This window comes from Agromyces humi, from assembly GCF_009720255.1.
Classification (GTDB): Bacteria; Actinomycetota; Actinomycetes; order Actinomycetales; family Microbacteriaceae; genus Agromyces; species Agromyces humi.
Map to the genome: position 1 here is coordinate 1 of NZ_WJSP02000039.1, position 17,683 is coordinate 17,683.

Genomic DNA, 17,683 nt, shown 5'->3' on the forward strand with positions numbered 1-17,683 from the left:
CACGGCAAGCATCGGGGTCGTCACGGTCGAATACCCCGAAAGCCCGGTCATCATCGACCAACTCATCCGAGCAGCCGACCACGCGATGTACGACGCGAAGCTCTCCGGCGGCGGCCGCGTCGTCACCACAGAACTACGACCAACCAGAAGGCCCGCCCCAGCAGAGCCACTCGAAGCCGTAGGCGATGCGTCAAGTTCTCGTGCCTCATGAGGACGAAGAGCCCTCTTCCGCGCGAGTGGGGGGCCTGGTGGGCGCCGCACATGCGGTGCTGTGGCCTGTTTGCCGATGCCGGTGCATGGTGATCTACGGGGAGCATGGCCGAGACACCAGTGGGAGTATTCGCACCCTAGGATCTCCGTGCTGACGTCCGATGGCCGCCCGGCGATTTGGCCGGCACTTGGTCGACGAGTCCGCTTCCTGCCCGTTCGGCGGTCGCGATGAACGCGCGAATCGGGCGGTGGTCGTGGCGGTCGAGCGCACCGATGGGTGACGGCGTGGGAGTGTCAAGGGGTTGGTCCCGATCGCAAAGGTGAGCACCCACTCGCCGGTGGCACCACTCAGCTCCAAAATGGGCGTTGAAGTAGGACGTTCTTGCGAAACGCTCGTGACGGGGCCTGCGCGGTCTCCCGTCGTCCGGGTGCGAAGATCGAGGCTGTGACCATTCTCGTCAACGCAGACAACTTCGCACTCGCTGAGACCCACCGGATGATGCACGACCTCCAGGCCAACGCCGGAGGTGTGAATCGCTTCCTTCACAACCGTGAACCCGCGGCGATCGACAAGCAGACCGTCATCCGTCTCAACAGGGACACGCTGTACAGCTTCGCGGTCGTCGACCTCGCGGCGGGTGCGACACTCACCCTGCCGGAGCACGGCGACCGATACGTGTCCGCCATGGTCGTCAACGAAGACCACCACGTCGACGCGATCTTCCACGACCCCGGCATCCACCAGCTCAACACGGACCAGTTCGGTACGCGCTACGTCGTGGTCGCCGTCCGTACGCTCGTCGACCCAGCGGACCCGACCGACCTCGCGGTCGTCACGGCGCTCCAGGACCAGATCGAGCTGGTCAGCAGATCTGCTGAGCCGTTCCAGTACCCGGACTACGACGCAACCTCGCTCGACGAGACGAGGAATGCGTTGCTGGCCCTTGCCCGGAACCTGAGCGGCTTCGACCACATGTTCGGCACGAAGGACGAGGTGGAACCGGTCCGGCATCTGATCGGAACGGCGGCTGGGTGGGGAGGGCTGCCCTCGTCGGAGGCGAGCTACATCGGGGTCGACCCGCGCCTCCCGCTGGGCCGGTACGAATTGACCGTCGGGGCGGTTCCGGTTGACGGGTTCTGGTCGATCTCCGTGTACAACGCGGCCGGATACTTCGAACCGAACGAGCGCGGCGCGTACACGATCAACAACATCACTGGCGCCCGCAACGATGACGGCACGATGACCGTCCGGTTCGGCGACTATCCCGATGATGTTCCGAACGCGCTTCCGATCACGGAGGGATGGAACTACCTGGTCAGGCTCTATCGACCTCGCGCCGAGATCGCCGATGGCCGGTGGAGTTTTCCGACCCTCACCCGCGAGCACTCGACCGGGTAGCCGCCCGCATCATGGTGGAGCTGGCCGCGACGGAGCCGGATTGTCCGAACTGATGCACTCGCTGTGTCACCAAGGGCGGCATCTACGTGTGCCGTTCGTGCAAGGTCGCTGTCCTCGACAGTATCCGCGAGGTCGTAGGGAGGAGTCCAAGCACGCCGCAGCGGCGGGCTTGACGGCCGCCGCGGCGTGGCCGAGGGCGGCGGGCCGAAACGTCCGCTCCGACCCGCCATGGCGGGTGTGTTCGAGAACCGCCGGGGCCATCCTGCCTCCGGAGATGCGTGGAAACAACCCCCTTGCACGCTCAGGGGCCGGGTTGTACGGGTCGCGGTGAGGCGGTGTTGAGGGGCGGCTCCCGGGGGAAGCATTGGGAGTCGGCGTGTCGTCCTGACCGGGACTAAGAAACGCGGCGTCACTGGCCAGCGCGTCCATATCCGGCAAGGGATCGTCTTGCAGGCTTCCGCGGACCGAAGGTCCGCCGACCCATCGCGCCGGGAGGTATGTACTCTTTGTTCGCTGGCAAGAGGTTCTGCCGACAGATTCGAGCTGCAAGCTCTTCGTGGGCGTCAGATCGGACGAAACGACTGTGCGATCGAAGGGTGCGGCTACCGATGACTTGGTCGGTTGATGAATTGGTCGGCGTTGCTTCTGAACCGTTGGACCCTTGGGAGCCGGTTGACCCACTTGACGAGTCGGATCGGAGGGCACTGGAGTACGAACTCTTCCGACAGCGTGGCATCCCGGACGAACTGCTGCCGTGGGCGTCCGCGTTACGCTGGACATTCCCGCCAGATCGGCCCCTGCAGAACTCGCCCGTCGAGCTGCGCGTCGGAGGAGATGCGCCTCCGCGGACCATCGCCGAGCTGACCGCGTGCGTAGAAGAGCATCGAATGGGCCTGCACTTGCAATTGCCCGACGGGTACGACCTGACACGTCTCGCGGCGCTGATGCCCCACTTGACCTACTCGACGGTTGGCTCGGCCGGCAAGATCACCGGCTGGGACGTGCTCGATCACGCACAGCAGCTGGTGCAGCTCATCTCTTCCTGCCTGGCAGGCACCTTACCGTCGGCGCCGCTCCCCGAACTGCGCCGGGTGCTCGGAAGTCGCGAGCTGCTCACGCTCGCGTGTGCCGCACCGAACCTTGTCGAGTTGCAGGTCGAACTCGCCGGAAGGCCGTGGCCCGCGGGCATGGAGTTCGAAGGTCCGCTCGAGCACCTCCAGATCGACGAGGCCGCCAAACTCCAGTCGCCACCCAGCTTGCGCGATCCCTCGACGCTACGCGTCCTCCGGATCTGGGGTGCTCACGAGCTTGACCTCAGCACCCTTCCAGCTGCTACCGATCTCGAATGGCTCGAGGTGTACCGCACGAAAATCCTCCGCGGCGCGGATCGCATCGCCCAAATGACGCGCTTACGGACGCTCAGCCTCGAACGTGTTCAGGGCATCCCGGGTGCGGAGGCACTCAGCCGGATCTCCCCGCGGGAAGTGGCCTCCGCCGTTCGGACCCGGCCGCCCGGCGGGCACTGCAACGGTGACCATACCCGCAACCAAAAAGCCAACCGATCTCCATCCCACGACACCTCGCTGCGGTACGTCATCAAGCGGGTGGTCGAAAGGCGAGAATCCTAGTCGCGCCTCTCTCTAGGTTGAGGTGTGACGTTTCTCGACGACCACCGCTCGATCGTGCGTATCCGCGAATCGTCAGGCGTGAGCTTGGAGTTCGTGAGGACTTATCCGTATGGTCCAGACGATCCATATGTCTTCGGCGTCCTCGTCAGAGCGATAGCTGAGCGTCTTCAGCTTGAGCAGCAGGTCATCCCTCATCTCTCCTGAGGACCTTTCTGATTTCTTTCGACGGCTCTACGACGAATTCCGTGGGTGGACAGGCGAGCGTACGCTCGCTTGAGGATGAGCTTCACGTCATCGCAGTTCATGACGGCCACGTCAGGTTGCGTTGGGCGGTGCGAACCGCTCTGCCTATGAGCCAACGTGGACGTTCGTGACGACCACGTCGCACGGAGCCGGAGAGGACATGCGCCATCTGGCCGACGCTTTCTCTGTTCTCTTGACCGCTCCGCACTAGCAGACTCCCGATCCCGGGCAAGCCGCCTGGCGACGGAGGCGCAGGTATCGGCAACCTGCTACAAGCCTTCGAGCAGGCCAGCGAGCCCGCAAGCCGGTCCGCCAGCGTTCGTCCGCAAGCGGATGGGGCAACGGTCACCCCGACCATCGCTGCGATACGTCGCGAAGTCCGCTGAGTGGCCCGGACCGGATCCGTTAGCTGTAGCTCGCTGCGGTCGACCAGACCACCCAGATCCCGAGGACGGCGAAGAAAACGCAGGCGATCGCGAGGAACGCGATGGTCAGGACGGCGATCGTGAGCACAACGATCCGCTCGAACCATTGGACGGCGCTGAGTCTCCCCGGCCCCGGCGGGAGGAACCCGGACGTCCCTCGTAGCAGCATCCCGGAGTACCAGAACGGGACCGCCATCGCCAAGGCGAACGCCCCGCACCACGTCACGTCGGGGTGGACGATTCCTACGACGATGAAGATGGCGGCGACGACCGGGAGCCCAGCGGCGATGAACGCTTGCCCCTGCCCATCCACCACACAGCACGGAGAAACCGGTCGAACTCGGCCCGCGGTCGTCGCCGGAACCACCGCACCTTGACCCTGTTGGTTTCGGCGGTATCGATCATCCGTCGGTCACCGTGTGACGCGGCCGTGGCGGCAATTGCCATGGCAACGAACCTACTGCAGGCATCGTTCCATGTTCTTTGCCGGACCGTTCTGCGGAGCGGGCGCCGTCTCCCCGCGGAGACTTTGTCGACGACCCCGGCGAGGAGCGCCTGCCGGGCGGTGAGCGCGCCTTCCGCAATGTCTACGCCCTCGTAGCCAGCCCACTCACGCGTAGCCAGCCCTCTCACGCGTGCGTCGGCGATGTCGAAGCCATCGGCCGTCAGACGCTGCCGGCACCGGGACCGGCCTGATCCCGTTTCTCCTGCTCAATACGCGCCTGATCCTCAGCGGCGCGCTCGGCGGCGGGATCCTCGGAAGGGGCACGCGAGCGTCCCCGGCTCCTGACGAGCAAGACGATGATCGCCGCGAGTATCGCGAGCCCGCCGATCCACAGCAGCGGATCCATGACGCACCTCCTCGTGCCACGACGCCGCCGACGTCAATGGTGTTTACGATATTCCCGACGCGTCGGCGCCGCCATGAACTCGTCCGGTTGGGGTCCTGATCGACCGGGACACGTACAACCTCGGCGGCTCGCCGCGGTACCGAAATCAGGTCGAGCGCGGGGGCCGGTCCGTGAGCGTGGGCTTCGATGCCGACTCTCGCTGTACTGTCCGACAGCCCGATCGGAGTACCATGTGCCTCGTCTCCCCTGACGACGCGGACGGGAGGGATCACATGACTGGGAAAACCTGGCGGTGCCGCCTGGGCATGCACAAGTGGGTCATGCATCACCAGGAAGAGACCGGAGCACGGTACTTCGAGTGTGCCCGATGCGGGAAGGATCGCTCGCCCGACGGCCAGCTCCCGCCCATCGGTATGTGATCCGGGACGCCCGCAGGCGGATCCTTTCGTGTGACGGCGAGCGAAGACGACCGGATGTGGACACCGGTCGAATGACATTGCGATTCTCAGCGCAGGGATTTGAACGCGGCTCGCATCTCGGTGGTGAAGAGTTGCGGTTCCTCCCAGGCGGCGAAGTGGCCGCCCTTGTCGACCTCGTTGAAGTAGGCGAGGTCGGGGTAGACCGCCTCGACCCAGCTGCGGGGGGACGCCCAGATCTCGCCGGGGAACGTGGTGAACCCGACCGGGACCGTGACAGGCGGCGGCGCCTGACCGGACGCAAGCGCTGCGGCCAGCGCTCGTGCGTCCTCCCAATAGGAGCGGGCCGTGGACACGGCGGTGCCGGTCAGCCAGTACAGGGTGATGTTATCCAGGATGGTGTCCCGAGTGAGACTGCCGACCGGGGCATGGTCGACGAACGCGCGGGCGATCTTGTAGTAGCTGTCCGTGTCGTGGTCGAGCATCCAAGCCGCCAGCCCGATCGGTGAATCCGTCAGGGAGTAGGCGATGGTCTGCGGCCGGGTCGCCATCTCGAGGAAGTAGCCGAAGCCGTCCTGCTTGAAGGTCGCGACCGCCTGATGCGCGGCGCGTTCCTGTTCGGATTCGTTGGGCAGGTGATCGCCGATGGCGAGCACCGCGGTGAGCAGACTGAGGTGGTAGCCGGCCAGCCCCTGGACCTGTTGGCGGCCCATCAGGTCGGTGACCAGGGCGCCCACGTCGCCGCCCTGGCCGACGTAGCGGTCGTACCCGAGCCGGGCCATCAGCTCCGCCCACGCGCGTGCGGTGGCCGCGGCGTCCCAGCCGGCCTCCGTCGGCTCGGACGAGAACCCGTAGCCGGGCATTGAGGGCAGCACCAGGTCGAACGCGTCCTCGGCGGTGCCGCCGTATGCGGTCGGGTCAGTCAGCGGACCGATGGTGTCGAGCAGCTCGATCACCGAACCGGGCCAGCCATGCGTCATGATCAGCGGCAACGCGTTCTCGTGCCGAGACCGGACGTGGATGAAGTGGACCTGCATCCCGTCGATCTCGGTCGTGAACTGCGGCAGCGCGTTCAACCGGGCCTCGCACCGCCGCCAGTCGTATTCGGTCGACCAATAGTCGGCCAGTGCCTGCATCGTCGCCTGCTGCCGTCAACGATCGACGCCCCGCCCACGCCCGCCGCGCCGCAACTCGTTCCCGATCTGTGCTCGACATCGGGCGGTCTCTCCTTCGACGACGCACTCGACGTGACACGGCGCGTGCTGGGGCGCAAGCACCCTGACCGCGTCACCACACGCAGGTGGTCAAGATCGCTCAGCGTCTGTGCGATTACGGCTGGGTCTGCCGCTTCTTCACGCTTCAGGTGGAAGACGCCGCGGTGCGCGTGAATGGCGAGTGCGCCGATGATTATTCGCTGCCCGTCGGGATCGCAATCGTCAAGGACTTCTGCGACCGGTGGAATGGCTGCCCAGAAGAGGCATGCCGCGGTTGACGCTCGCCGGCGGCAGGGGAGCCCGGTAGCGCCCTACTGGCCGGGAGCCATCGCTCGCCTTCCACCGGACCCCGAATAGGCAGTAGCAGATCCGGCATCGGGCGTTCGCAGGTGGCATGTTCGGCTCCGCGCGGGACCCACGCCTGCACTCCCGACAGGCGGTACCGCAACTCTCGACCAACGCGGAACCCGCGCGGGCCGCGGTGGGCGTGGCGGAGGTCATGGATCGTCTGGACCGGGACGCCGCGGGCGGCGAGCTCGCTGGTGGTCAGGACCGGTTCCAGCCCAGGGAACGGATGCGATTTCTCAGTCATGCCAGTCAGGTGCGCCGCCATGCCGAGCGATCACGAGGCCGGGCGAGGGGCAGCTGAGGCAGTGATGAGGAAATCCGGCGCAGCGTGACGCTGCGCCGGATTCGGGCCGAGTCAGAAACCATTTCTGACCGGGACTTCTTGGTTGCGGGGGCAGGATTTGAACCTACGACCTCTGGGTTATGAGCCCAGCGAGCTACCGAACTGCTCCACCCCGCGGCACAAGAGACAACACTAGCAGGCGTCCGAGGGCTCGTCCAATCGAGCGCGGCGTCCTCGCGGCATCCGCTCAGATCGCGAGCGCCACGAGCACGAGCGCCGGAACGAGCACCATCGGAGCCACCAGCCGCCAGTAGCGGAGGTCGCCGAAGAGGATGGCCAGCGCGCGGACGATGGTGGCGATGCTCACGAAGACGACGAGCGTGCGCCCGACCTCGGGGAACCCGAGATTCACGGCGACCACTCCGGCGATCGCCCCGGTCCCCCACGCGAGGTTCGAGAAGCCGTAGGAGATGGCCCACGGGCGCACGATCTCCTGGTTCTCGGGCTCGATCAGGAAGACACCGCGCAGGCTGGGGCTGCGGAAGAAGAAGGCGGAGAGGATCCCGAGGAACGCGACGCCGAGCCCTTCGACGATCGCGAGGATCTGGGCGACCACGCTCATGCGCACAGTGTCCTCGCCGGGGAGAAACACGACAAGACCCCAGATCGGATGTCACGCGCCCGCGTCCCGTCAGCGCGGTGCGACGCCGAGTCAGCGCGAGGGGGCCAGCGCGACGAGCTCGTACGAGAGCGGCAGCCACTGCTCGGCCGGCCAGCCGAACATGCCCTCGCCCTGCGGCACGGCCATCGGGAAGATCCGCCACGGCACCTGGAAGTGCTCGGCCAGCTCATCGACCTCGAGCCCCGCGGCGCGCACGGCGCCGACCACTTCGCCGAGCGGATGCATCCACTCCCACGTGCGCGCGTGCCTGATGCTCGCGTCGGGGTCGGCGTAGTCGGACGGGTCTTCGAGCACGTCGGGTTCGCCGCCGCCGTACGCGTACTGGAACGTCGGGAGGCCGCCAGGGGCCCCGTCCCCGTCGAACACGAAGGCCGCCGGATGCCCGTCGGCGAAATAGAGACGGCCACCCGGTTTCAAGAACCAGGCGACGATGCGCGCCCACTCAGCGACATCCGGGAGCCACCCGATGGTGCCCCAGGTGGTGAACACGAGATCGAACGACTCGGGCTCGGGGAGCGCGTGGCGGGCGTCGTAGAGGTTCGCCTCGACGAATCGTGCGCGATCGCCGAGGCCGAGCACGTCGGCCATGCGTCGCGCCTCCTCGACGGCGGGACGGGAGAAGTCGAGTCCGACGACCGTCGCGCCGCGGTTCGCGAGCGAGAGGGTGTCGGAGCCGAAGTGGCACTGCAGGTGCAGCACCCGCACCCCGTCGAGGCCGTCGGGGTGCAGCCGGTCGATCCCGGCGCGCGCGATGGGGTCGAGCACCCCGTCGCCGCGGTGGAGCGGCTCCCGGTCGTAGAAGTCCGATGCGACGTGCACCGGGACTCGCTCGTCCCAGTTGGCGCGGTTGTCGTCGAGCCAGTCGCCGTGGCGGAGGTCGACGGCCACGTCACTGGTCCTGGGTGATCGCGAGCAGCTGGGCGATGATCTCCGCGAGCTGGGCGTCGGCGGCGCCGTACGCCGCCCAGTCGCCCTCGGAGAGCGCGGCCTGCTTGTTCTTCAGGGCCTGCGATGCCTGGTTCAGGAGCGCCTGGACCTCGTCGCTCGGCTGCGGCGCCACCGCCGTGCCGTCGTCGGGCGGGGTCGTGGGCGTGGCGTTCGGGTCCACCGCGTTGTCGCCCGCCTCGGCGCCGGAGTCGCCGCCGAAGAGCACGTCGAGCGCCGCATCGAGGGTGTCCTGGAACGCGATCTGGTCGCCGAAGGCGACGAGCACCTTCTGCAGCAGCGGATAGCTCGTGTTGCCGGTCGACTTCACGTAGACGGGCTGCACGTAGAGCAGGCCACCGCCCACGGGCACCGTCAGCAGGTTGCCGTTGATCACCTCGGACTGGCCCTGCTTCAGCAGGTTCAGCGACTGGGACACCGTGGGATCGCCGTTGAAGGTGTTCTGGACCTGGCCCGGACCCGGCACGTTGTCGTCCTCGGGCAGCGTCAGCAGCCTCAGCTTGCCGTAGCCGTCGGATCGCTCGCCGTCGCTCGCTCCCGCGTCGGAGTCGACGGCGAGGTAGCCGCGCAGCACGTTGCGGCTCTGGTCGCCTCGCGCCTCGGGGATGAACGTCGAGTAGAGGGAGTACGCGGGCTCCTCCTGCCCGGGCATCTGCATCGTCAGGTAGTACGGCGGCTGCAGCAACGTCGAGTTCGCGCCGGCCGTGGGGTCGTTGGGCGTCGTCCACGCGTCCTCACGCGAGTAGAACGAGGACGGGTCGGTCACGTGGTACCGGCCGAGCACCGCGCGCTGCATCTTGAAGAGGTCGGCGGGGTACCGCACATGGCTCATCAGCGCACCAGACATCTCGCTCATCGGCTTGAGCGAGTTCGGGAAGATCTTCTGCCACGTCTGCAGGATCGGGTCCTCGTCGTCCCAGGCGTAGAGGGTCACCGAGCCGTCGTAGGCGTCGACCGTGGCCTTCACCGAGTTGCGGATGTAGTTGACCTCGTCGAACGGCAGCGACTGGGGCAGGCCCTCGCTGTCGGCGATGGCCTCGCTCATGCTGACCTTGTTGGAATACGGGTACTGGTCGGTGAGCGTGTAGCCGTCGACGATCCACACGATGCGTCCGTCGACGACCGACGGGTACGTGTCGGAGTCGATCGTGAGGTACGGCGCCACCTTCTTCACGCGATCGATCGGGTCGCGGTCGTAGAGGATCTGCGACTCGTCGTTCACCGCCTCGGAGAGGAAGATCTGCTCCGACTGGAACTTCAGCGCGTAGACGAGCTTCGTGAAGACGTTGTCGAGCTTCGGTCCGCCGTCGCCCTCGAACGTGGTCTGCGTCTGCTGATCGCTCTCGCCGCCGGCGGGATAGTCGAGCTCGACGGGGTCCTCCCCCTCGGGGGCGCCGACGATCGAGTAGGCCGGGGACTCCTCGCCGAAGTAGACCCGCGGCTCGAAGTCGCCGAGGGTGCCCGCCGACGGGATGCCCGACTGCAGGAACACGGGCTGGCCGTCGACCGAGCGCTGGTTTCCGGCTGCCGCGACGAGGCCGTAGCCGTGGGTGTAGACGACGTGCGAGTTGAACCACGTCTCGGCGTCGCCGAGGCCCGAGAGCGCGAGGTCGCGCACCGCGACCACGGTGTCCTGCGTCGTGCCGTCGATGTCGTACCGGTCCACGTCGAGCGCCTCGGGGAACTGGTAGTACTGGCGGAACTGCTCGAGCTGCTGGAACGCCGGGCTGATCACGAGCGGGTCCATCAGGCGGATGTTCGCCGTCGTCGCGGCATCCGACCGCAGTGCGCCGGGCTCGGCGTCGGTCTTCGCCTCGAAGGGGATCGTCTCGATGTCGGCGACGCCGTAGGCCTCACGGGTGAGGTCGATCGAGCGTTCGATGTATGGCGCCTCGAGCGAGCGGGCGCTCGGGTCGACCTGGAACCGCTGGATGATCCACGGATAGAGGGAGCCGATGATCAGGCTCGAGACCACGAGGAGCGCGACGCCCACGAGCGGCAGCCGCCAGCGGCCGATGAGCGCGGTGACGAAGAAGAGGATCGCGACGCCGACGGCAGCCGCCGCCAGGATCTGGCGCCCCGGGATGACGGCGTTCACGTCGGTATATCCCGCGCCGGTGATGAGGGTGCTGTTCTCGGTGACGGTCGCGTACTGGTCGAACCAGATGCTGACGCCCTGGAGCAGCAGGTAGAGGCCGGCCGTCACGGCGATCTGGATGCGAGCCGACTTCGAGATGACGACCTCGCGCCCGCTCACGCGGATCGAGCCGTAGAGGTAGTTCGTCGCGATGACGAGGAGCAGCGAGAGCAGCACCACGGCCGACGCGAAGCCGACGATCGAGCGGTAGAAGGGCAGCTCGAAGACGAAGAAGCCGATGTCGAAGCCGAACTGCGGGTCGTTCGTGCCGAACGGGGTGCGGTTCAGCCAGGTGAGCGTGAGCTCCCATCGGCTCGACGTCGAGACGCCCGCGAAGATGCCGAGCACCACGGGGATGCCGTACATCGCGAGGCGGCGCAGGGGTTCGAAGACCTCCTGGTAGCGGTCGAGCTGCGAGTTCAGCTTCGCGTAGACGGGGCGCGTGCGGTAGGCGATCTGGATGGACGCCCACACGGGGACCGCCATCGCGAGGAACCCGATCAGGAAGAGGACGAGGCGTGCGACCCACTCGGTCGTGAGCACGTCCACGAAGCCGAGCTGGTCGTACCAGAGCACGTCCGCGTAGAGGCCCACGAACACGAAGAACGCGATGAGGAGCAGGGCCACCACCCCGATCGTGATCGCGATCGGCGCGCGGCGGCGCGGCATCCTCGGTTCGTGCGGCTGTGCAGACACTCTTCGCCTCTTGTTCGGTCGCTGTGGGATCGAGACTCCATCCTAGAGTCGCGTTCCTTTGAAACTGCTGTTCAGGCGGCGGGGCAGGATGCGAAGGCGGAGGTGTCCTCGCCGTCGCCGATCGCCTCGACCACGGAGCGCGCCTCATCGAGGGTCTTCACCGCGAAGACTCGCATGCCGTCGGGGACATGTCCGGTCACCTCGTCGCAGTTCGACGCCGGAGCGAGGAACCAGTCCGCTCCCGCCTCATCGGCCCCCCAGAGCTTCTGGCGGATGCCGCCGATCGGCCCCACCTGGCCTGACGAGTCGATCGTGCCGGTGCCGGCGAGGACCTCGCCGCCCGTCATCTCGCCGGGCGTGAGCTTGTCGACGATGCCGAGGGCGAACATCATGCCCGCGCTGGGGCCGCCGACGTTGTCGAGCTGCAGCACCACGTCGATCGGGAAGACGTAGTGCATGCGCACGCCGACGCCGAGCACCACGGTGCCGTCGCGGTCGACTGGCGTGACCTCGAGCGTCTGCTCGGCACCGTCGCGCACGACGAGGAGGCTGGCGGGCTCGTCGGCCCCGTTCTCGCGCACGGCGGCGCGCAGCTCGTCGACGGAGTTCACGGCGGTGCCGTCGACGCTGACGATGACGTCGCCCTCCTCGAGCACGCCCGCCGCGGGCGAGTCGTCGACGACGCCCGCCACCGTCACCTCGCGCGGGAACTCGTAGCCGAGCTCGACGAGGGCGGCCGCGATCGCGTCCTGCTGGGAGTCGACCATGGCCGCCTCGTTCTGGGCGTCGCGATCGGTGTCGCTCACGCCGGGAGGGAAGACCGCCTCGACCGGTACGGCCGACCGCGTGCGGTCGAACCAGGCGGCGACCACCTCGAGCCAGTTCGGGGTCTGCCCCGGACGGCCGCGAACGGTGACGGTGAGCAGGTTGAGCTCGCCGTCGGTGGGGAACGTCTCGGCATCGGGGATCTCGATGAGCGGCACCTCCTCACCGTCGTGCTCGGCGGTGCCCAGCGTGTCGTAGACGGGTCCGGGCTGCTCGATCACGTACGGCGACGGGAGCAGGGCGAAGAGGATGCCGATGGCCACGGCGACGGCGAGCGCGGTCCAGCCGATGCGCTCCCGACGCGAGCGGCGACCCTGCGGGCGCGGCGACGGGTCGTCGTCGAAGAGGGCCATCCGTGGTTCCTTCCGGGCGATCGAATCGCCGAGTGCGAGCGCCGGGGCCGGCGTTGTTCGCGAAGGGCGGACACCCGGAACGCCCAGCCTAGGCCATTTCCCAGACACGCGCCCGAGGCCCGGGACTACGGTGGAAACAGACGCGACTGGAGGTGGCTCACGTGGCCGATCGGGACGACGAGCCTGGCGACAAGAACCCCGAAGACGAGTTCCGCGACATGCTGCGGGAGCTCCTCTCGGGGTCGGGCGGCATCGATCCGTCGCGGCTCGCCGGAGCCGCCGGACTGCCGAACGACCCGGCGAGCCTCGCCGCGCTCTTCGGGCAGCTGCAGGCCGCCATGAACCGCAGCGGCGACGACATCGACTGGAGCGTCGCCGTGCGCCAGGGCGAGGAGCGCGCGGCATCCGGCCAACTGCAGATCACCCCCGAGGAGCGCGCGCGGCTCGATCAGGCACTGCAGGTCGCCTCGTTGTGGCTCGACCCGGTCGTCGACTTCTCGGCGCTCCCCGACACGCCTGAACTGCTCACCCGGCGCGCATGGGTCGCCGCCACCATGCCGGTCTGGTCGCAGCTCGCCGAGCCCGTCGCGCTCAGCATCTCCGACTCGCTCACCCGCGTGATGAGCGAGCAGGCTCCTGAGGAACTCCGATCGATGATCCAGGGTGCGAGCCGCATGATGCGCGGCATCGGCGGCGCCCTCTTCGCCATGCAGCTCGGACAGGTCGTCGGGCAGCTCGCCACCGAGGTGGTCTCGGGCGGCGACATCGGCATCCCGCTGCAGAGCGAGGGCCGCGCCGTGCTCGTGCCCCAGAACGTCGCCGAGTTCGGCAACGGCCTCGACATCCCCACCGACCAGGTCGAGCTGTACCTCGCGGTGCGCGAGATCGCGCATGCCCGGCTGTTCCGGCACGCGCGCTGGCTGCGGCTGCACCTCATCAGCGCGATCACCGCCTTCGCGCGCGGCATCGACATCGACACCGACCGCCTCGAGCAGCTCGCCGAGGGCTTCGACCCGTCGAACACCGAGGAACTCCGCGACGCGGTCGTGAACGGCGCGCTCATCCGCCCCAAGAGCGAGGCGCAGGATGCCGCGCTCGGCCGTCTCGAGACGATGCTCGCGCTCGTCGAGGGCTGGGTCGACGCGGTCACGGCCGACGCCACCGACCGCCTGCCCAGATCCGATGCGATCGCCGAGTCCATCCGCCGGCGCCGCGCCTCGGGCGGACCGGCCGAATCGGCGTTCGCCACGCTCGTCGGCCTGGAGCTGCGTCCGCGTCGCCTCCGGGAGGCCGCGGCGATGTGGCGTGCCGTCACAGAGGCGGTCGGCGTCGAGGGCCGCGACGCCCTCTGGGCGCACCCCGATCTGCTGCCGACGAGCGCCGACCTCGACGACCCGAGCGCGCTGATCGCCCGGCTCACCGGAGTCGAGACCGCGGAGTCGGCCGCCGACGACGAGTTCGACCAGGCGCTCGAGCAGCTCCTGCGCGGGGAGACGCCGGCCGCCCCTGGCGAGGACGGCGAGGAGCCGAAGGCCTGACGCCGACCGCCGGTCTCGCCCCGAGGCCTGGCCCCCGGCGCACGACCTGTGGACGGATGCCGCAGCCGACCTCGCGCGTCGGGCATGCTCTCGGCATGTCACCGCGCATCGACCCGGCCCTCCCCCTCGTCTGGCGCACGCCGGTCGACCTCCAACTGGGTGCGACGACGCCGCGCGTGGTGATCCGCGACGCGGGCGACCTCGAGACCGGGCTGATCGCGGCACTCCGGCACGGGGCGAGCGTCGAGACGCTGTGCACGATCGGCAGCGGGCTCGGCGGCGAACGCGAGGAGGTGCTCGGGCTCGTGGCGGCGCTCGAGCCGGCGTTCGAGGCCACGCAGCCGTCACCGGCCCGCACGCGCGGCGGCGCAGCGCCGATCGTCGTGGTCGACGCCGACGACGCGCTCACCGGCCGGCTCGGTGGCGACCTCCTGGCCCTCGGCTACCGGGTGCTGCGGCCTGGGCCCGACGGAGTGCTGGTGGAGTGCGGCCCGACCGCCGGCTCTCGCGACGACGACGTCTCCGTCGACGCGCCCGGCCTCGCCGACACGATGCACCTCGCCGACTCGGTCGACCTCGTCGTGATCGTGGCGCCATGGGTGGTGCCGCCGGCGAGGCACCTCCCATGGCTGCGCCGTGACATCCCGCACCTCGCCGTCGTGTTCGACGACACCGGCACCCGCATCGGCCCGCTCGTGGAACCCGGCTCCGGATCGTGCCTGCGCTGCATCGACCTCGACCGACGCGACCACGACGCGGCGTGGCCGGTGATCGCGGCGCAACTCGCGGGTCGCGCGGCCGCCACCTGCACGACACTCGCCGCCATCGAGGCGACCGCCGTGGCCGTGGCCGTCATCGACGACCGGCTCCGACGCGGCTCGAACCCCTTGGCCTCTGCCTCGCTCCTGTTCAGCCGCGAACGACCGGCCGCGCTCCCCCGCCTGCACCGGCACGAGCCGCATCCCGAGTGCGGCTGCCGAGCTCCTGGAGGAATCTCGACGGCTCCCGCTCGCCTCGATGCGCACCGCCGGCCCGCGCCCACGACAGCGTCAGCCGCCGCCGTGCCCGCGTGATGCCCACGTAGAGCAGCCTGCGCTCCTCGTCGATCGCATCGAAGCCCTTCGCGTAGGCGATCGGCAGCATGCCCTCGGTGAGTCCGACGATGTGCACCTCGTCCCACTCGAGCCCCTTCGCGGAGTGCAGGGTCGCGAGCGTCACGGCCGACACCGTGGGCTCGTGCTGCGCCTCGGCGCGGGCGCGCAGCTCGTCGGCGAACTCGCGGAACGTCGTGCCCGCAGGGGCGTCGTCGACGAGGCGTGCGAGGGCGTTCAGCGATTCCCACCTGGCGCGAACGGCGCCCGGGCCCTCGGGCGGCTGCGACGTCCAGCCCATCGAGCGCAGCACGTCGCTGACCGACTTGAACAGGGGTTCCCCCAAGATGGTGAGCGCGGCCGCTCGCAGCGCGTGGACCGCCTCGCGCACCTCGGGCCGGTCGAAGAATCGCGCCGATCCGCGCACCCTGGAGCCGACGCCGACCTCGTCGAGCGCGCGTTCGAGGATGGCCGACTGCGAGTTCACGCGCATGAGCACCGCGATGCTCTCGGGCCGCACGCCCGCGTCGATCCGGTCGCGGATGCGGGTGGCCACACCTCTGGCCTCGGCGAGCTCGTCGGCGAACTCCAGCACGAGGGGCTCGGGCGAGGTGCCGGCAGCGGGCGGCGTCGCCGAAGCGGCATCCGTTGTCGGTGCGGCATCCGTTGTCGGTGCGGCATCCGTTGTCGGTGCGGCATCCGTCGACGAAGCGGCACCCGTCGGCGGCGCGGGCGAGGTCACCGCGTGCAGCTGCAGCGCGCCCGCCCGGCCGCGCATCAGCCGGTTGGCGGCGTCGACGACCTCGGGAGTCGAGCGGTAGTTGCGCTCGAGCCGGACGAGCGTCGCGTCCTCGTAGCGGCGCTCGAATCCGAGCAGGTACTCGGGCGTGGCACCGGCGAACGTGTAGATGGTCTGGCTGGCGTCGCCGACGACGCACACATCGCGGCGACCGCCCAGCCACAGGTCGAGGAGCTGCTGCTGCGCCGGCGACACGTCCTGGTACTCGTCGACGACGAAGTGCCGGTAGCTCTCGCGCACGTGCATCGCCACTGACGGCTCCGACTCGATCATGCCCGCGATCGCGAGCAGCACGTCCTCGAAGTCGAGCATGCGGCGCTCGTCCTTCAGGTGCTCGTAGCCGGCGACGAGGGCGAGCATCTGGTCGGTGCTCAGCGTGCCGGGCGCGCCCCGAGCGGCGAGCCGCTGCTCGTACGCGTCCATGCCGACGGCACTGACCTTGCGCCACTCGATCTCGGCGGCGACGTCGCGCAGCGTCGGCACGTCGACGCGCAGGCGCAGGCGCTCGGCCGCCTCGCCGAGGAGACGGCCCTTGTAGTCGAGCACCCTCGGCGCCGAGCCGCCGACGACGAGCGGCCAGAAGTGATTCAGCTGGGCAAGCGCGGCCGCGTGGAACGTACGTGCCGCCACGCCCTCGGCGCCGAGGGCCCGAAGGCGGGCTCGCAGCTCGGCGGCGGCCCTGGAGGTGAACGTGAGGGCCATCACGCGAGCCGGGTCGTAGGCGCCGGAGGCCACGCCGTAGGCGATGCGGTGGGTGATCGCGCGCGTCTTGCCGGTGCCGGCGCCGGCGAGCACGCAGACCGGCCCGATGAGCGCCTCGGCGACCACGCGCTGGTCGTCGTCGAGCGCGGCGAGCAGCGGGTCGGATGCCGCGTTCACGTCGTCGTCCACGGACGAGACTCGGGCACGGGGCCGCCGTACCACCGCTCGAGCAGCCACCGCGCGATCGACGTGCCGCCCGGAAGCGCGACCTCCTGCGCGGCCGTCGCGAGCTCGTCGCGGGAGAACCAGCGCAGCGCGAGGATCTCGACGCCGTCGGGTATGGCCGTCGAGGGCGTGGAGCCGTCGGCCACGCGCGCCGTGAACCCGAGCATCAGGCTGGCCGGCAGGGGCCACGGCTGCGACCCGCGGTACTCGACGCGGTCGACCCGCAGTCCGGCCTCCTCGCCGACCTCGCGGATGACGGCGGCCTCGAGCGATTCGCCCGGCTCGACGAACCCGGCGAGCAGCGAGAATCGGTTCTGCTCCCAGAGGGCGTTCGAGCCGAGCAGCACCCGGTCCTCGTCATCGGTGACGAGCACGATCACGGCGGGGTCGGTGCGCGGGAACAACAGCGTGCCCTCACGGTCGCAACGGCGCGCCCATCCGGCCTGCACCACGGTGGTCGTCGATCCGCACCGCGGGCAGAACGGTGCGGCCGCGTGCCAGTTCGCGAGGGCGAGGGCCTCCGTGAAGAGTCCGGCGTCACGATCGCCCAGCACCGGCGCAGCGGCCCGCAGGTTCGCCCAGCGCCCATGCTCGGGCTCGAGCCTCGCGGCGGCGTCGTCGTCGAGCACGCGGAGCTCGATCGGCGTGCCGGGGGGAAGGTCATCGCTCGACG

Annotated in this window: 14 protein-coding genes and 1 tRNA gene; 5 read left to right on the forward strand and 10 right to left on the reverse strand. The window is 69.0% G+C overall.

All coding sequences use genetic code 11. The features are described from left to right. From GH736_RS24455 to GH736_RS05930, 3 genes are all read left to right on the forward strand, one after another. A partial coding sequence (locus GH736_RS24455) for a nucleotidyl cyclase domain-containing protein (protein WP_203230658.1) occupies window positions 1–211 on the forward strand: 211 nt, incomplete at its 5' end. Window positions 212–655: 444 nt separating this feature from the next. Beyond that, window positions 656–1,609, forward strand: coding sequence for a DUF1214 domain-containing protein (locus tag GH736_RS05925; protein WP_235933851.1), 954 nt, complete (start codon window positions 656–658; stop codon window positions 1,607–1,609). A gap of 608 nt (window positions 1,610–2,217) precedes the next feature. After that, complete coding sequence (locus GH736_RS05930; protein ID WP_159601155.1) at window positions 2,218–3,237, forward strand: hypothetical protein; 1,020 nt, start codon at window positions 2,218–2,220, stop codon at window positions 3,235–3,237. A gap of 648 nt (window positions 3,238–3,885) precedes the next feature. Here the strand turns inward: GH736_RS05930 and GH736_RS05935 are convergent. From GH736_RS05935 to GH736_RS05945, 3 genes are all read right to left on the reverse strand, one after another. Beyond that, entirely contained in the window at window positions 3,886–4,272 is a 387-nt protein-coding gene (locus tag GH736_RS05935; RefSeq protein ID WP_159601157.1) for a hypothetical protein, read from the reverse strand. Between the two features lie 298 nt (window positions 4,273–4,570). After that, window positions 4,571–4,756 carry a hypothetical protein gene (locus GH736_RS05940; RefSeq protein ID WP_159601159.1) on the reverse strand — a complete coding sequence of 62 codons (186 nt, stop codon included), beginning with the start codon at window positions 4,754–4,756 and terminating at the stop codon, window positions 4,571–4,573. Between the two features lie 505 nt (window positions 4,757–5,261). Next, window positions 5,262–6,308: an epoxide hydrolase family protein gene (locus GH736_RS05945; RefSeq protein ID WP_159601161.1), complete on the reverse strand. Its 1,047-nt coding sequence runs from the start codon at window positions 6,306–6,308 to the stop codon at window positions 5,262–5,264. Between the two features lie 164 nt (window positions 6,309–6,472). On the opposite strand from GH736_RS05945, the gene GH736_RS05950 reads away from it, so the two are divergent. Continuing rightward, complete coding sequence (locus GH736_RS05950) at window positions 6,473–6,664, forward strand: hypothetical protein (protein ID WP_159601163.1); 192 nt, start codon at window positions 6,473–6,475, stop codon at window positions 6,662–6,664. A gap of 453 nt (window positions 6,665–7,117) precedes the next feature. Here GH736_RS05950 and GH736_RS05955 read toward each other — a convergent pair. From GH736_RS05955 to GH736_RS05975, 5 genes are all read right to left on the reverse strand, one after another. After that, window positions 7,118–7,194, reverse strand: a tRNA-Met gene (locus GH736_RS05955). Window positions 7,195–7,264: 70 nt separating this feature from the next. Beyond that, window positions 7,265–7,639 carry a DUF1304 family protein gene (locus tag GH736_RS05960; protein WP_159601165.1) on the reverse strand — a complete coding sequence of 125 codons (375 nt, stop codon included), beginning with the start codon at window positions 7,637–7,639 and terminating at the stop codon, window positions 7,265–7,267. Between the two features lie 90 nt (window positions 7,640–7,729). Next, a complete protein-coding gene (locus GH736_RS05965; protein WP_159601167.1) occupies window positions 7,730–8,587 on the reverse strand; it encodes a class I SAM-dependent methyltransferase in 858 nt (285 codons plus the stop codon). 1 nt (window position 8,588) lies between these two features. Continuing rightward, complete coding sequence (locus GH736_RS05970) at window positions 8,589–11,450, reverse strand: UPF0182 family membrane protein (RefSeq protein WP_203230659.1); 2,862 nt, start codon at window positions 11,448–11,450, stop codon at window positions 8,589–8,591. 98 nt (window positions 11,451–11,548) lie between these two features. Beyond that, entirely contained in the window at window positions 11,549–12,655 is a 1,107-nt protein-coding gene (locus GH736_RS05975) for a YlbL family protein (RefSeq protein ID WP_159601169.1), read from the reverse strand. A gap of 218 nt (window positions 12,656–12,873) precedes the next feature. Here GH736_RS05975 and GH736_RS05980 point away from each other — a divergent pair, with 218 nt between their 5' ends. After that, window positions 12,874–14,193 carry a zinc-dependent metalloprotease gene (locus tag GH736_RS05980; protein ID WP_159601177.1) on the forward strand — a complete coding sequence of 440 codons (1,320 nt, stop codon included), beginning with the start codon at window positions 12,874–12,876 and terminating at the stop codon, window positions 14,191–14,193. Window positions 14,194–15,102: 909 nt separating this feature from the next. On the opposite strand, the gene GH736_RS05985 is transcribed toward GH736_RS05980, so the two are convergent. Beyond that, window positions 15,103–16,974 carry an ATP-dependent helicase gene (locus tag GH736_RS05985; protein ID WP_235933852.1) on the reverse strand — a complete coding sequence of 624 codons (1,872 nt, stop codon included), beginning with the start codon at window positions 16,972–16,974 and terminating at the stop codon, window positions 15,103–15,105. Beyond that, window positions 16,959–17,683: NAD(+) diphosphatase (gene nudC, locus GH736_RS05990; protein WP_159601171.1), on the reverse strand; the 725-nt coding region annotated here is incomplete at its 5' end. The genes nudC and GH736_RS05985, both read right to left, overlap by 16 nt.